Here is a 14685-nt window from a genome sequence, read left to right as displayed (position 1 = left end):
GAAGCCAACAGTTCTCCGGCGTCCGAATTCGTCCGAACTCCGCCGTCGCCGCGGATCGGCGTCCAACACTCGACGGCAACGTTCGCCGTTCGGGGAGCGGCGACGATCACCAAAACGGGGGAAACATGAAACATCGATCTTCGGTACGCGCGGGCGCCGTCCTCGCGGCCGCCTCGCTGGCCTGCGCGGGCATCGCCGCGCCGGCGCAGGCGGGGCCGGGAGGGCGGGTCAGCGCGACCGTCGTCGACAGCGCCACCGGTCAGCCGGTCGCCGGGGCGTGCATCGCGCTGGTGGTCCCGGGGCGGGGCGGCCTGCCGGACCACTGCGGGGACGACTCCGACGAGCAGGGCCGGGTCACCATCAGCGCGGTTCCGGCCGGCACCTACCAGATCTTCGTCTTCACGCCGGAGGGCTACGGCTACCAGTGGGCCGGTCCTCGCGGCGGCACCGGCGACCAGCAGGAAGCGGCCAAAATCCGGGTTCGGGCCGGCCGGACGGTCCAGGCGCCGACCGTACGGCTCAACCCGCCCGGCTCGATCAGCGGCGTGGTGCGCGACCCTGACGGCGCGCCGACGCGCTGGGCGAACGTCGCAATCACCGCCTGGGACTTCGGGGTGGGCCCGTCACGGGGCTCGGTGGACGCCGATGTACAGGGCCGGTACACACTCGACCACCTCGGGCCGTACGCGTGGCCGCTCTCCTTCACCACCGGCGACCTGGCGCGGCAGTGGTCGGGTGGCGTGGGCAACCGGTTCCGGGCCGAGAAGATCCAGGTCGAGGCGGGCCAGGACACCCGGTACGACAACACGCTGACACGGGGCAGCGTGCTGCGTGGCGCGGTGACTTTGCGCGACGGCGCGGAGGCCGATTTCTGGCGGATCACCGCGGTGAACGCGACGACCGGCGACCCGATCGGCGTGGCGGACTCCACCGAGGCCGGAGATCCGGCGTACGAGATGCGGCTCGCCGGCCCGCAGCAGGTCCGGATCAGTTGGTATGTGCGGGTCGGCGAGGAGAGCCGGTCCGGCTCGTGGCAGAACGGGGCGCGGGTACGGGTGCCGGCCTCCGGTGTCCGCACGCTCGACCTGACGATCTGACGGATCGAGCCTGCACCCGCCGCCGCCGGCCGCTTCGGGTCCGGCGGCGGCGCGGCGGCCGTCTAGTTGCCGGTGCGGGGCAGGCACTGCTCGGGCACGGTCGCCGGGCCGGCCTGCACCAGGGCCTGGTTGACCTCGGTGCTCGCCGCCAGCCGGCGGAATCCGGGACCGACGATCACGTCGACGGCGCTGTCCTCGCGAGCCGGGTCGAACTGTTCGGCGACCGGCCCGGGGAAGTACGCCGCCAGGAGCCCGGCCGGACCGACCGCGCGGGGCCCGTACCGAAGAACGGCGATCTCGGGGCCGGGCACGGCGGCAGCGGTGCCCGCGCTGCGAGCTTGAGCGAAGGAGCGCTCGCGCAGGCTCTGCGTCACCTGTTCGTCCACGCCGGCCTGGGTGGTGCCGTTGAAGATGCGGAGCGCGACGGTCTCCGGTCCGTCCGGCATCTCCAGGTTCACCGGCACGGTGCCGCAGTGCGGGTCACCTCCGGTCGCGGCGTCCGTAGTGGCCGAGGGCACGCTGCCGGGCGTTGCGATGGTCAGCGCGAAGCCGGCCACGCCCGCCACGAGGGCCAGCGACGTGCCGGCGAACGCGTACCGGCGACGGCGGCGCTGCTGTCCGCGGCGCCGGACGGCCTCGGCCGGTGCCAGGCGCACCTGCTCGACGTCGGCCTGCAGATCGAGGATCGCCTCACGAACGGACTGCGACATCGGGCACCTCCGGAGAGTCGTCGAGCAGGGTGGCGAGGGCGGTGCGCGCCCGCGAGAGCCGGGCCTTGACCGTCCCGGCGGGGGTGCCGGTACTGGCGGCGATCTCGTCCACCGACATGTCCAGCAGGTAGTGCGCCACCACGGTGCGCCGCTGCGCGTCCGGCAGCTCCTGCAGGGCGGCGAGGACGGCGACCCGGTCCGGTGACGGGCTGGCCACGACGTCCGGACGGCCGAGACGGGACCGCGCCGACATCCAGCGGCGAAAGCCACGCCACCGGTTGGCGGCCAGCCGCCACGCCACGGTACGCACCCACTGCTCCGGGTCGTCGTAGGCGGAGACCTTCGACCACCGTTGCCAGGCGCGCGCGTACGCCTCCTGGGTGATGTCCTGGGCATCGCCCAGATCACCGCAGACGGCGTACACGTGCAGCAACACCCGCCGTGCCGTGGCCGAGTAGAACGAATCGAAGTCCTCGGTCATACCTCTACACACACCGCAGGACGGTGCCCGGTTGCATGGTCGGCGTCAGGATTTCGCGAAGCAGGCGTCGATCAGGCCGGCGGGCACGTCGGCGAGGGTGGCCGGGTTCCAGCGGGGGCGGCGGTCCTTGTCGATGATCTGGGCCCGGATGCCTTCGGCCAGGTCGGGCAGCCGCAGCATCGCCGCCGACAGGCGGTACTCCTGTTCGAGGGCGGCGTTCAGGTCGGGCAGGGCGGCCGCGGTGCGTACCGATCGCAGGGTGATGGTCAACGCGGTGGGCGAGCGGGTGGCGATCTCCTTGGCGGCGGCCTGCGCGCCGGGCTCGGCGTGCCGGGCCAGGCGGTCGATGATGGCGCTGACCGAGTCGCCGGTGTAGCACTCGTCGATCCAGGCCCGCGCCGTGGCGAACTCGCCCGGCGGCGCGGTCTCGGCGACAGCGGCGACCGCCTCCTCGGCCGGGAGGGTGGCCAGGCGGTCGGTCAGCGCCGGCAGAAGCGCAGCCGGCACGTAGTGGTCGGCCAGCCCGGCGGCGATGCCGTCCGCGGCGCCGACCGGCGACCCGGTCAGCGCCAGGTGGGTGCCCAGCTCGCCGGGGGCGTGCGAGAGCAGCCAGGATCCGCCGACGTCCGGATGCATGCCGATGCCGACCTCGGGCATGGCCAGCCGGGACCGTTCGGTCACCACCCGCACCGGCGCGTGCGCGGAGATGCCGATGCCGCCGCCCATCACCAGGCCGTCCATCAGGGCGACGACCGGTTTGGGGTACGCCGCGATGCTCGCGTTCAACCGGTACTCATCAGCCCAGAAGTCCAGTGTCCCGGTGCCGCCGGAGACCGCGTCCGCGTGAATGGCCCGGATGTCGCCGCCCGCGCACAGGCCGCGCTCACCGGCCCCGCTGATCAGCACGGTCCGTACCTGAGGGGAGGTCGCCCACTCGGCCAGCGCCTGCCGCATGATCGCGACCATCTCCGGGGTGAGCGCGTTGATGGCGGCCGGCCGGTTCAGCACCAGGTGCCCGAGATGCCCGGTGACCTGGGTGATGACGACGCTCATGCGGCGGTCCCTTCGACGATCCGGCGGTCACCTCTGATCATCCGGGTCGGTGAGGGCGGCCAGGCCCCGGGGGTCGAGGATGACGATCCGGCGGTAGGCGGTGCTGATCAGCTTGCGAGCGCGCAGCTCGTGCAGGGCCTTCTGCACCGTGGCCCGCGCGATCGCGATCATGGCGGCCAGCTCCGGCTGACTCAGCGGGACGGCGATCTCGATGCTGTCGTCGGCGCGGGGCCGGCCGCAGACCTGGGCGATCTCCACCAGCAGGCGGGCCAGGCGGACGTGCGCGGGGAAGGCGGCGAAGTCGCTGCGCCGGCGGTTGGCCCAGCTCAACTGGCCGGCGATGGTGGCCATCACCAGCGTGGAGGCCCCGGGGTGGCAGCTCAGGAAGTCCTCGAACCCGGCCCGGGCGAGGACACCCACGTGCACGGTGCCGCAGGCGGTCACGGTCGCGCTGCGCGGGCTGCCGGTCAGGGCGCCGATCTCGCCGAGCAGTTCGCCGGGCAGCCGGATGCCGAGCAGGGTCTCCTGACCCTCGACCGCGGTGGTCACCTTGACGAAGCCGCTCTCCAGCACCACGACGTGCGATCCTTGGGCGCCCTCGCGGAGGATGGCCTGCCCGGTCGGGTAGCGGCGCCGGGCGCACCGGCTGAGCAGATCAGCGGCGGCGGACGGGGTGAGGCCACCCAGGAAGGTGCCGGGCGCCCAATCGGATGACGGCCACGGGATTCTCGACCCCATGGCTACCATCATGCCCGGGAAGCATCTTCGACCGAGGAGTCCATTGGCGACGCGCAAACCGCCGCCTCCGGCGACCGATGACGCCTGGCGAGCCCTGCAACTCCAGTTCGATCTGGTCAAGCACGCGGAGACGAAGGCGGCCGCGACCCTGGCGTCGTGCGGCGTGCTCGGCGGTCTGCTCTACAGCCTGGTCTCGCAGAACAAGACCGGTGGCGTGCTGTTCGCGGTCCTGGCGTCGGTCACCGCGGTCGCGATCGTGACCGCCGCGACCGCCGCCGGTCTCGCCCTGCGGCCCCGGTTGTTCCGGCGGGAGACCGGCCAGAACCTGCTGTTCTACAGCGCCATCGCACACCGGTTCGGTCACGACGCCGAGGCGTTCGGCCGGGAGTTCTCGGTGCTTCTGGCTGACCGGCCCGCGATGCTCGCCGCGCTCTCCGGCCAGGTCCTGTCGAACGCCAATGTGGCCACCCGCAAGTACCGGGCCACCAACGTCGCGATCATCACCCTGCTGGTGGCGCTCGGCCTCATGGCGGCCACCGCGACGATCGGCCTGACCGGCTGGTGAGGGCCGCTGTTCGGGCGTACCCGGAACGGTTAGGCCGATCATCGCTGGTCCGGAACGATCATTTCGGTCCGATGTGCACCTCGGACCGATACGCTCCGTGAGCTCCCGTTCCGAGAATTGGTCCGTGCCGGAGATCAAGCTCCGGGCGGACGGGAGCACAGCGTGTCCCAAGATCCTCTGTTCCACACCATTCTCGCCACCGACGTGGCGAAGTCGAGCAGCCGCAACGACGATCTGCTGCTGCGCATGCGCGCCGACCTGCGGAAGATCCTCATCGGTACGCTGTCCGCCCAGCAGATCGACGCCGGCGCGCTGACCGTCCTCGATGACGGGGACGGCTTCCGCTTCCTGCTGCCGGCGACCGTGGCGGCGCCGCACGCCCTCATCGATCCGTTCCTCAGCCGGCTCGGTATCGAGCTGCGCCGGCACCGGCTGGCGAGCAGCACGGCGAACCGGTTGCGGCTGCGCGTGGCGCTGCACATGGGCCTGCTGTTCGGCGAGGACGGCGGTTCGTACACGGGCGTGCCGCTGAAGGACTGCGCCCGGCTGCTCGACGCGCCGGCCGGCCGTGAGCTGCTCGACGACCATCCGGACGCGGACATGGTGGTGCTGCTCACCGACTCCTTCCACCGGGACGTCATCACCGGCGGCACCTCGCTGGATCCGGCCTGGTTCCGGCGCATCCCGATCCGCGTCAAGGAGACCGATTCCTGCGGCTGGGCGTACCTGCCGGCGGCGATTCCGGTGCCGAAGAACGAGCCGGCCAAGAGGCCCCGGCCCACCGGCGAGACGTCGAGATCCAGCACGGTCAACATCCAGAGCCAGGGCAACACCAGCATCGGTACGGTGATCGGCGGCGACGATGTCCGATACTGAGGACCGCCCGCCCGCCGAGGAGACGACTCCGAAGCCGTCCACCCGGTCGCACTTCGACGAGCAGACCGGCGGGGACAACCACGACGACGCCGCGGCCGGCGGGGAACGCAGCCGCGCCCTCGACGACGCCCTGTCGATGTACGGCAGCCGCACCTCCGGGGTGAGCGTGGTCGGCGCCACCGTGCAGATCGGCACCGTGATCGGCGGGGACAGCCTCGCCGTGATCGACGACGTGGACCGCCCGATCCTCAAGGTGATCACCGAGCGTACGGTCACCGAGCTGCACCGGGTCTACGTGGAGCCGGCCGGTTTCGCCGCGCTGGGGGAGCCGGTGAGCCGCAACGGTTTCGTGCTGCTCGGCACCCGGCCGCGCTGGGGCAACACCGCCACCGCGACCCGGCTGCTGGACGGCGCCAAGACCATCTACGAGCTGCGGTTCGCCGGCGCGCTGGCCGACCTGCCGGTGGACAAGCTGCCGCCCGGCTCCGGTTTCGTGCTGGAGGCGAGCGAACCCGGGGTGCTGGTCGCGCTGAATCCGCAGAACCTGGCCGACCTGGAGGAACGCCTGCAGGCCGCCGGGTCGCGGCTGGTGGTGGTCACCGACGCGCAGCACGCCGCCGAGCACGGCGCCCGGCCGGTGTGGCGGGCGCTGGGCGAGCCGCCGGACGCGTACGAGCTGACCCTGCGCCATCTCGACGACCGCCTCACCTCCCGCGAACAGGGCGTCGAGTTGCTGGACCAGGCCGGTATCGCGGACGAGCTGAGGGCGATGACCGCCGGCACGTTCGACGTGCACCGCCTGGTCGAGCTGGCCGCCGACCTGGCCGAGACCACGCGCGGCCGGGTGACACTCGCGGACGCCGTCGAGAGGTTCCAGGCACGGGCGGCGCAGGCCGTCGAGCAGTGGTTCGACAGCGACGAGCTGGCCGCGCCGGACCGCAGGGCGCTGGTGCTCGCGCTGGCGGTGCTCAACGGCATGTCGTTCGACGCGGTGTCGCGCGCCGCCCGGCTGCTCGAACAGCGCTGGCGGGCGCAGGAGCCGGCCCCGGCGCCGGGAACCACGCGGCGCCGCGAGCCGCGCCGCGAGCGGATGAAGGCGGCGCGCGCCCGCCTCACCCACGAGGTCCGGGGTACGCGTTTCGGTGCCGCCACCCTCGAGATCGCCTCGTTCTGGGATCCCCGTTACCCGGAACGCCTGCTGCGGCACTACTGGCACGAGCACGACTACGACCGGGATCTGCTGCTGGACTGGCTGCGCGAGGTCGCCGACGACGTGGAGATCCCGGTCGGCATCCGGGCGGCCGGCGCGGTCGGTTTCCTGGCCACCTTCGCCTTCGACACCGTCCGGCGCGACGTGATCGTGCCGTGGGTGGGCAGCGGCCGGGGCGATCAGCGGGAACTGGCGGTGGCCGCCCTAGCGATGCCGGCCCGCACGGCCGGGACAGCGGCGCGGACTATGCGGCTGGTCGCCGACTGGGCGAAACGGGAGGCGCCGGCGCAGCGTACGGCGGCGGTGCGGGCCCTCGGCGACAGCGTCGGCGCGGTGCTCGACCCGGGCCCGGACGCGCTGCTGGCCCAGCTGGCCGTCGGGGCGGACGGCCGGCTGGCCACCGCGATCGGCGCCAGCATCGGCGAGCTGCTCGCCGCCGCCGAGCCGGAGAGGCAGCTGGCCCTGCTGACTCTGCTGCACGAGTGGGCGGGTGAACTGCGGCGCGGCCGGCAGGCGGCCGGGGTGCTCGCCTTCCTGCAAGCCTCCTGGTCGCAGTGGGTCCGGGAGGGCGACGGCCCGGCGTGGCCGCTGACTTTGTGGCTCGCGGATCGGGACACCGCGATGGCGGCGCTGGTCGCGCAGCTGTGGGGTGCGGCGCTGATCGCCCGCGGCGCCGACAACGGCGTACGCGTGGTGATGCGTGCCTGGGCACTGGCCGCCGAGCGCGACGAGGGGATCCGGCGCGCCTTCGTCGAGCTGTTCGCCGCGGTGCCGACGACTCAGCGGCAGGCGGATCTGCTGATGAACCACGCCGAGAACCTGCGCACCGCCAAACCGTCCTCTCCGGACACGGCACGAAACCTCCTGGACGCTCTCACGAAGGGGCTCTGATCATGGTCGGTCCGATTCTCACCACGATGGAGCTCAAGCGGATGCCGTTCGCGCGGCGGCCGATCGCGATGCCGGGCACGATCCTGGTCTTCCAGATGCCGGACAACCAGCTGGTCGCGCCACAGCCGCCGTACACCACCGGGGAGACCTGGTGGAAGGGCCCGAAGCTGGCGTACGTGGTGGACAACCGCCCGCACGGCGGCGTGTTCGACTGCAAGCTGCCGGCCCAGGGCGACTCGCTGTTCTTCGAGGCGACCGTGCGGTTCATCTGGCGGGTCACCGATCCGGTCCAGGTGGTCCACGAGCAGGTCGAGGATCCGGAGGCGGAGTGCCGCACCTATCTGGAGCAGAACCTGCCGATGATCACCCGCCGGCACCGGTACAACCGGCCCGACGAGGCGGAGGCGGACGTGGTGAACCGGATCGGCCGGCGCCTGCTGCCGTTGCAGGGCCGGGGCATCGGCATCGAGGCGGCGCACGCGCAGCTGCTGATGCCCGAGGCGAAGCGGGCCACCTTCGAGGAGCTGCACTCGGCCGAGGACGACCACGAGCTGGCGATGCTGAAGGCCCGGCACGCGGACGAGCTGGAGGCCCTCAAGCGCAAGCGGATGCACGAGGTCGTCCAGGGCGGCCCGGAGGCGTTGTACGCCTTCGTCCTGAAGGAGGACCCGGGCCGGGGCATGGAGATCGTCACGCAGATGCAGGCCATGGCCGACCGGGACAAGCAGCGCGCGATCGAGGCGATCAAGGTGCTGATCGACGGCGAGGAGATCCGGCTCGGCGAGCTTGACGGCGCGGTGGCGGCCGCGGTCGAGGGCTTCCGCAACATCCTCGGCTCCGGTACGGCCAAGCCGGCCCTGTCCGCCGGCGACGATGACGACGGGGCCGGGCCGGCATGATCCTGGACAAGCTCGCCGGCTGGGTCTACCAGTTGCTCGGCATGGTTTCCGAGAACGCCGCGAAGTACCTGTTCGTGCCGGTGTTCCTGGCCACCGTGATCGTCGGCTTCGTGCTGCTGGTGCACCGGGCTGCCGCGCCGCTGACCAGGTTCGCCACCGCCGTGCTGACCGGGGTGATCGCCGGGGCGGGCGCGTTCCTGCTGCTCGGCGAGATGGTGGTGGCCGACGGCTACCGCCGGCGCGGCAACCAGCCACCGGCGGCCGTCTACAACCTCGGTGACATGGTCGCGTCCACCGCGGTGGGGCTGTCGGCGGGTATCCGCAAGGCGATGACCGCGGTCGCCGGAGTCCTGTCCAAGGCGAAGGTCTGGCTACTGGTCCTGCTCTGTGGAGTGTGGATCGTGATCTGGAACCACCAGCACTGCCCGGACGGCGCGACCGGGTGCAGCCGCCCGCTCTCCGGGTGGGGAACGCAGCAGGTCAGCGGCGGGCAGCCGTAGGCGTTCACCCGGACGAGGGCATCCATTCGTCCGCCGCCGGCCGCGTAACAGCAGCCAGGCCGATCCGTTGACGCGATTCTGCCCGGCTTCGAATCATGCGAAGTTCATGACGTTTCGTAGTTGTTTGAAGGGAGGCGTCCGATGCGTACCACGAGACTGCTCGCGACTGTGGCACTGGTGGTCCTGGGCGGCCCACTGGCCGTCGCCGCGGGGCCCGGACCGGCCGCGGCCCGCGAGGATCCGCCGACCCTGCCCCCGATGCAGGTCGTGGTGCTGGTCGACGAGTCCGGAAGCCTCAGCGACGACGACGTGAAACGCGAGCGGGAGGCCGCGCGCACCATCGCGTTCAGCGTGCTCGCCCCGCGTTCCGAGGTCTCGGTCGTCGGGTTCGGCAGCTCCAACGGCCCCGGCCAGAGCGCCGTCAACGTGGTCTGCAAGCCGACCGTCCTGGACGGCGAGCAGGCCCGCAACTTGCTCGCCGGCTGCGTGTCCAAGCTGCACCGGCGTACCAGCGACGAGGGCGACGACACCGACCACGCCGCCGCGCTGCAGCAGGCGCTGTCCGTCGTCGAGGCCGGCGACGCCGGCCACAAGAAGATCGTCTTCCTGCTCACCGACGGCCGGCTCGACGTCTCGAACAGTTCCTCGTACGGCGACACCGCGGAACGCCGCAACGACGCTGCCCGGGCCGACGCGACCCGGACCCTCGACGAGCTGGCCCAGAAGAAGGCGCAGGTGTGGCCGCTCGGCTTCGGCTCGGTCGACGTGGCCGCCCTGCAGGGTTTCGCCCGCGGCCGCAGCTGCACCCCGGCGGCCGGGGATCCGCGCGAGCGGGTGGTCTCCGACTCGTCGAAACTGACCGCGGCGGTCGCCGAGGCGTTCAGCTCGGCGGCGTGCGTGAAGTACGAACCGATCCCGCCCGTGAAACTGCCCCGCAACGGCAGCGCGGAACTGCGCGGGACGATCCCGGCGATCGCCAGCGAAGCCTCGATCCTGGTCTACAAGCGGGACGAGCGGGTCCAGGTCGAGTACTGGGCGCCCGGCGCGACCAAACCGGCGCCGGAGGCCGGCGGGACGAACTTCGAGTTCGCCGGACAGTCCACCGACCTGGAGACCGTCAAGATCTCCGACCCGGTGCCCGGCGAGTGGACGATCCGGCTCTCCTCGGCCGACGTGCCCGCCGACGAGGTGATGGCCACCGTGGTCTACCAGGCGGCGGTGCGCACCTACCTGACCGTCAACCCGCCGCAGCCCGAGCCGGGCCAGCAGGTCGACGTCGAGATGCAGGTCTGGGCCCGCAAGCGGGCGATCACCGACCGGGCGGCGCTGAGCGGCCTGAACTTCAGCGCGTCGATGGCCGGCGCCGGCTTCGAACCCGGCCGGATCGCGCTGGCCGACGGCGACGGCGACGGCACGTTCACCGGGAAGGTGACGGTGCCCGCCGCCGCGACCGGCGATCTCGCCTTCACCGGGCAGGTCACCGGCATCGGCATCGGCGGTGACACCCGGGTGCTGAACACGACGGTCCAGGCCGGCGGCAACGCGGTGCAGGGCTCGATCCGGTTCGACGTCAACCGGGCGGCCGGCCACCCGGGCTCGGAGATCACCGGGCAGGTCGCTGTGAGCAACGACTCCGGTGCGCCGGTCCGGCTGCGGCTCATCGTCGCCGACCCGTCGCCGGGCACGGTGCTCACCGTGGACCCGCCGCTGCTGGAGGCCGCCGCCGGTGACAGCCAGATGCCGTTCACCCTGCGGGTCGGCGCGGACACGGCGGAGGACACCATTTCGGCCACGCTGCGGCTGGTGCGGGACGACGACCCCTCGGTCGTGATCGCCGAGCGGCTGTTCGCCGCCGAGATCACGCCGGTGCCGTCGTGGCCGTACCGCAACCGCTGGTGGCTGCTGGGCGCGGCCGTGCTGCTGGTGATCGGCCTGGCGGTGCTCGCGGTCCGGTGGCGGGCGCGCAACGAGGCCCTGAAGGTGCAGGGCCTGACGGTGCGGCTGTTCGCCGCCGGCACGCTGCGCGACGAACTGCCGGCGCCCGACGGCAACCGCCGGGCGCTGCGGTTCACGGTGCACGAGGACTTCAGCGGGCCGAGTCTGCAGCCGGCCGAGGCACGGGACGCGGAGGCGTACGAGGTGCGGCGGGCGGGCTCCGGCATCGTGTTCGCCGCGCCCGGCAAGCCACGCGGTCCGCTCGGCCTGGGCGTGTCCAAGCCGGTCCGCGACCAGCTCAGCGTCGTGGTCACCGACGGCGGCGACACCGACGAGTCGGTGCCGCAGGCCTTCGATTCCCCGTTCGTCGGCTCCCCGGCGTCCGTCCCGATTCCGGGCCCGCGCAGCGAGAGCGAGCCCGAGTCGTACCCGCCGCCGCAGGACCCGTACGCCTCCGATCCGTTCGGTGCGCCCACCACGCCGTTCGGGAACGGATCCGCGCCGGCTGACGCCTCGCCCGCCGGCGGCAGCGGCTTCGAGGACCTCAACAACCCCTTCCGCTGACCCGTCGACCGGAGGACCACCCATGAAGAAGATCCACCAGCCGATGTTGTTCCTCGGTCTCGGCGGCACCGGCTGCAAGGTCGGCGCCGAACTGGAGAAGCGCCTGCGTGAGGGACTGTGCGGCCCGGACGGGACCGCGCTGCAGACCCTGATGCGGGACCGGAACCTGCTGCCGTACCAGCTGCCGTCCTGCACCCAGTTCGTCTACGCCGACCTGAGCGCGGCCGAGCTGCAGCGGGTGCGCCGCGAGGTGGTGCCCGGCCGCGAGCACGAGCAGGCCGCCCAGAAGACGATGCGGCTGATCACCGACCTGGTGCCGGCCGGTTTGGCGAACTCCGCCGAGGTGGCGCAGAGCCTGCGTATCAACCTGGACGACGACACGATCGGCTGGCTGCCGGCGCGGGAGACCGATCCGCGGGTCGGTCCGCTGACGCACGGCGCCGGTCAGCTGCCGACGGTCGGGCGGGCGGTGCTGTTCGAGACGTTGCGCCGCAACCGGGACACCGCGATGGCCGGACTGCGCGAGGCCCTGGCCGACATCAACCAGTCCGCCGGTGACCTGTCCGTGCTCAGCGGCAGCGCCCAGCAGCTCGACACCATCCTGGTGTTCGTCGTCTTCTCGGTGGCCGGCGGCACCGGCAGCGGCATCTTCTACGACTACCTGCACCTGATCGGCGAGATGATGGTGCGCGGCGGCCGGCAGGCGGAGATCTACCCGCTGGTGCTGATGCCGTCGGCGTTCGACGAGGTGCAGGGCGGCGGGCGGCCGGCCGAGCTGAACGCCGGTTCCGCGCTGATCGAACTCTTCCGGCTGATCGACGACCAGAACGCGCAGGGCTCCGCGGACACCTTCAAGGTCGGCAGCGCACACCGTACGGTCTCGGTGCGCTACCCGGGTGCGGAGGACGTGCAACTGCCGCCCGGCATGATCCAGACGGCGTTCCTGTTCGGCCGCCCGGTCGGCGGGGTGCACCGCGACGACCTGCACCGCTCGATGGTGTCGCTGATGGACTCGCTGATCAGCGCCGAGCCGCCGAACGCGCAGAGCACGCCCGGCATGAACTCCAGCCATCCGACCTTCGCGGACGTCTTCATCAACTCCGCGAGCCAGCGCAACCAGATGTCGGACACCGGTGTCGGCCGGCGTAGCGTGACCACCAGCGCGGTGGCCGCCCTGACCACACCGTTGCTGGAGATCACCGACATCGTCGCCGGTCATCTGCTGGCCAACGCCGTCGACGAGCTGCTCAAACCGCCGGGCGCCGCGGAGAGCAACAAGGCGTACATCCGCAACTTCATCGCGGCCGCCGGGCTGGACACCATCCTGGAGGCCAAGCCGACCCGGATCCCACCGCACCAGAATCCGGTCGGCTACCAGGCGGTGCTGGCCACGCTCACCGACCGGGCCAACGCGATGGCAGCCAACATCGAACGCGGCCAGGACAGCTTGGCCGGGCCGATCGCCGAGATGGCCCAGAAGATCCAGCCGGTCACCGCCACGAAGGTGCTGCTGCGCGAGATGGATCTGTTCCGGGCCCGGCGGGTGCTGTTCGGGCATCCGGAGATGACCGATTCGCTGGAGCGCGGCGGGTTCCGATCGATGCTGGAGACCTGGGCGTCGCCGCCGGTGGGGCCGAGCGGGCTCAGTGCGGCCTCCCCGCCGTTGCCGGAGAACCTGCGCCGCAAGGTCACCCAGCGGCTGCGGATCGCCGATCCGGCCGTGCAGCAGGTCATCCGCAAGCAGGACACCTGGTACAACTGGCAGACCCGGCGGCTCTACAACGCCGCCTGGAACAACAGCCGCCGCCAGTGGGAGCGTCCCTGGCAGGGTTTCGTCGACGAGCTGAACGCGGTGCACGAACAGTTCCTCGCGCACGCCGTGGAGGACCGGCAGCAGTTCGACGCGCGCAGCAAGGACCTGTACAAGGCCTGCGTCGGTGTCGCGTACCTGCTGCCCGCGGAGAACCGCGGCCTGGAGGGCTTCTACCGCACGGTGTTCGAGCGGATGAAGCAGGAGTACGCCCAGCTGCTGGCACCCAACGCCACCGAGGGTCACCTGCTCAACGCGATCCTCGGCCCGGACGGCTGGCTCGAGGCGTACGAACAGGGCCGCAGCGATCCGCTGGCCGCGGTCGGCTACGTGCGCCAGCGCATCAAGCAGGTGGTGACCGAGCAGCTGCGGCCGCCGGGCGGGGACCGTCCGGCGCTGATCCCGAAGATGGAGGATCTGCTCGCCAGCGCCGCCGGGAGCCGGGTCCGGTCGGTGACCGACGACGATCTGAGCCGGTTCCGGCAGAAGCTCGCCGAGCTGGTGCCCGGCGGGTTCGCCCCGGACGGGCGGGCGCCGGTCAAGACGCTGTTCATCTACCCGGCCGCGCAGGCCAGCACCGACATCGAGCGCTACCTGCGGCAGAACGTGCGGCTGCCGGCCGACATGCAGGCCGAGCCGGAGTTCCGGGCGATCCGCGGCGACTCCATGATGGTCGTGTTGCTGCGCGGCTCGATGGGCGTCACCGAGGTGCCCGAGGTGCGCCGGGTCGTCAAACAGTTCACCGAGGCGCAGCGCATGCCCCGCCCGCACGACTACCTGACCTGGCGGCGCCGGCTGCGGCCGGACAGCGGCTACCGCCTGATGGCCCGGGAGGACCGCGGTTACGTGCTGCACCACCTGCTCTGCCTGGCCTGGGACGGGCGGATCGACGTCAGGGCCGGCGAGATGGGCAGCCCCGAGCGGATCGAGATCCACGTCGGCGCCCGGCAGGCCGCGACGATGACCCTGGACCTGTCCGCGCTCGGCGCCCTCTCCTCGTGGCCGAGCATGCTGCAGGCGTACGAGCAGTGGATCCTCAACGACGACGACAGTGGACGGCGCGACCTCGCGGCCAAGCTGACGTCCTACAGCCCGTTCGACGCCGGCACCGCGCCGCAGCGTCCGCATCAGCTGTTCGCCACCCTCGTCGACCTCATCGACACCGAGACCAAGAAGCTCAAGGAGGCCGAGCAGACCCGGGTGCTCAGCCGTGACCCGCAGCTCGGCGTGATCCGCGAGTTCTGGCTGGAGACGATGCCGGCGGCGCTGAGCATGCCGGTCGGCACCTCCACCCGCAACCTGCTGGATCTGCGCGAGCAGGTCGAGGCCGCGTACGGGCTGGGGCAGTGAGATGAC

General features: G+C 72.0%; 12 protein-coding genes. 8 read left to right on the top strand and 4 right to left on the bottom strand.

Annotation, left to right across the window (positions count from 1 at the left end):
• The first annotated feature begins 125 nt into the window (after positions 1-125).
• Positions 126-1097 carry an MSCRAMM family protein gene (locus OHA21_RS19210; RefSeq protein ID WP_328475441.1) on the top strand — a complete coding sequence of 324 codons (972 nt, stop codon included), beginning with the start codon at positions 126-128 and terminating at the stop codon, positions 1095-1097.
• A gap of 62 nt (positions 1098-1159) precedes the next feature.
• On the opposite strand, the gene OHA21_RS19205 is transcribed toward OHA21_RS19210, so the two are convergent.
• Genes OHA21_RS19205 through OHA21_RS19190 form a run of 4 tightly spaced genes read right to left on the bottom strand, consistent with a single transcriptional unit; the run spans position 1160 to position 4079 of the window.
• Positions 1160-1807: a LytR C-terminal domain-containing protein gene (locus tag OHA21_RS19205; RefSeq protein WP_328475440.1), complete on the bottom strand. Its 648-nt coding sequence runs from the start codon at positions 1805-1807 to the stop codon at positions 1160-1162.
• Complete coding sequence (locus OHA21_RS19200; protein WP_328475439.1) at positions 1788-2288, bottom strand: SigE family RNA polymerase sigma factor; 501 nt, start codon at positions 2286-2288, stop codon at positions 1788-1790. Before OHA21_RS19200 ends, OHA21_RS19205 begins: the two co-directional genes overlap by 20 nt.
• Before the next feature lie 45 nt (positions 2289-2333).
• Positions 2334-3341, bottom strand: a complete 1008-nt coding sequence (locus OHA21_RS19195) for an enoyl-CoA hydratase/isomerase family protein (protein WP_328475438.1) — start codon at positions 3339-3341, stop codon at positions 2334-2336.
• A gap of 27 nt (positions 3342-3368) precedes the next feature.
• Positions 3369-4079, bottom strand: coding sequence for a Crp/Fnr family transcriptional regulator (locus OHA21_RS19190; RefSeq protein WP_328475437.1), 711 nt, complete (start codon positions 4077-4079; stop codon positions 3369-3371).
• Positions 4080-4122: 43 nt separating this feature from the next.
• Between OHA21_RS19190 and OHA21_RS19185 the strand changes: the two genes are divergently transcribed.
• The 7 genes from OHA21_RS19185 to OHA21_RS19155 all read left to right on the top strand — a co-directional run bounded on the left by OHA21_RS19185 (position 4123) and on the right by OHA21_RS19155 (position 14679).
• Positions 4123-4644 (top strand): Pycsar system effector family protein, encoded by a 522-nt coding sequence (locus OHA21_RS19185; RefSeq protein ID WP_328475436.1) that lies wholly within the window; start codon positions 4123-4125, stop codon positions 4642-4644.
• A 162-nt stretch (positions 4645-4806) separates the two neighbouring features.
• Positions 4807-5520, top strand: coding sequence for a hypothetical protein (locus OHA21_RS19180; protein WP_328475435.1), 714 nt, complete (start codon positions 4807-4809; stop codon positions 5518-5520).
• Entirely contained in the window at positions 5507-7621 is a 2115-nt protein-coding gene (locus OHA21_RS19175) for a hypothetical protein (protein WP_328475434.1), read from the top strand. Before OHA21_RS19180 ends, OHA21_RS19175 begins: the two co-directional genes overlap by 14 nt.
• Before the next feature lie 2 nt (positions 7622-7623).
• Positions 7624-8520 carry a hypothetical protein gene (locus OHA21_RS19170; RefSeq protein WP_328475433.1) on the top strand — a complete coding sequence of 299 codons (897 nt, stop codon included), beginning with the start codon at positions 7624-7626 and terminating at the stop codon, positions 8518-8520.
• Positions 8517-9020: a hypothetical protein gene (locus OHA21_RS19165; RefSeq protein WP_328475432.1), complete on the top strand. Its 504-nt coding sequence runs from the start codon at positions 8517-8519 to the stop codon at positions 9018-9020. The genes OHA21_RS19170 and OHA21_RS19165 overlap by 4 nt, the downstream gene beginning before the upstream one ends.
• A gap of 141 nt (positions 9021-9161) precedes the next feature.
• Positions 9162-11519, top strand: coding sequence for a VWA domain-containing protein (locus tag OHA21_RS19160; RefSeq protein ID WP_328475431.1), 2358 nt, complete (start codon positions 9162-9164; stop codon positions 11517-11519).
• Positions 11520-11541: 22 nt separating this feature from the next.
• The gene (locus OHA21_RS19155) at positions 11542-14679 is read left to right on the top strand and encodes a tubulin-like doman-containing protein (protein ID WP_328475430.1); all 3138 of its coding nucleotides are present in this window, start codon (positions 11542-11544) and stop codon (positions 14677-14679) included.
• The last annotated feature ends 6 nt before the right edge of the window (positions 14680-14685 follow it).

Origin of the sequence: Actinoplanes sp. NBC_00393, assembly GCF_036053395.1 — a bacterium.
Lineage (GTDB): Bacteria > Actinomycetota > Actinomycetes > Mycobacteriales > Micromonosporaceae > Actinoplanes.
The sequence above is the reverse complement of the archived record's forward strand: the minus strand, read 5'-3'. Positions and strand labels throughout refer to the sequence as shown.

What these genes read in the sequence shown, in the direction of transcription:
- OHA21_RS19210 (WP_328475441.1), top strand. Translation starts at nt 126, where the DNA reads ATGAAACATCGATCTTCGGTACGCGCGGGCGCCGTCCTCGCGGCCGCC.
- OHA21_RS19205 (WP_328475440.1), bottom strand. Translation starts at nt 1,807, where the DNA reads ATGTCGCAGTCCGTTCGTGAGGCGATCCTCGATCTGCAGGCCGACGTC.
- OHA21_RS19200 (WP_328475439.1), bottom strand. Translation starts at nt 2,288, where the DNA reads ATGACCGAGGACTTCGATTCGTTCTACTCGGCCACGGCACGGCGGGTG.
- OHA21_RS19195 (WP_328475438.1), bottom strand. Translation starts at nt 3,341, where the DNA reads ATGAGCGTCGTCATCACCCAGGTCACCGGGCATCTCGGGCACCTGGTG.
- OHA21_RS19190 (WP_328475437.1), bottom strand. Translation starts at nt 4,079, where the DNA reads ATGGGGTCGAGAATCCCGTGGCCGTCATCCGATTGGGCGCCCGGCACC.
- OHA21_RS19175 (WP_328475434.1), top strand. Translation starts at nt 5,507, where the DNA reads ATGTCCGATACTGAGGACCGCCCGCCCGCCGAGGAGACGACTCCGAAG.
- OHA21_RS19170 (WP_328475433.1), top strand. Translation starts at nt 7,624, where the DNA reads ATGGTCGGTCCGATTCTCACCACGATGGAGCTCAAGCGGATGCCGTTC.
- OHA21_RS19165 (WP_328475432.1), top strand. Translation starts at nt 8,517, where the DNA reads ATGATCCTGGACAAGCTCGCCGGCTGGGTCTACCAGTTGCTCGGCATG.
- OHA21_RS19160 (WP_328475431.1), top strand. Translation starts at nt 9,162, where the DNA reads ATGCGTACCACGAGACTGCTCGCGACTGTGGCACTGGTGGTCCTGGGC.
- OHA21_RS19155 (WP_328475430.1), top strand. Translation starts at nt 11,542, where the DNA reads ATGAAGAAGATCCACCAGCCGATGTTGTTCCTCGGTCTCGGCGGCACC.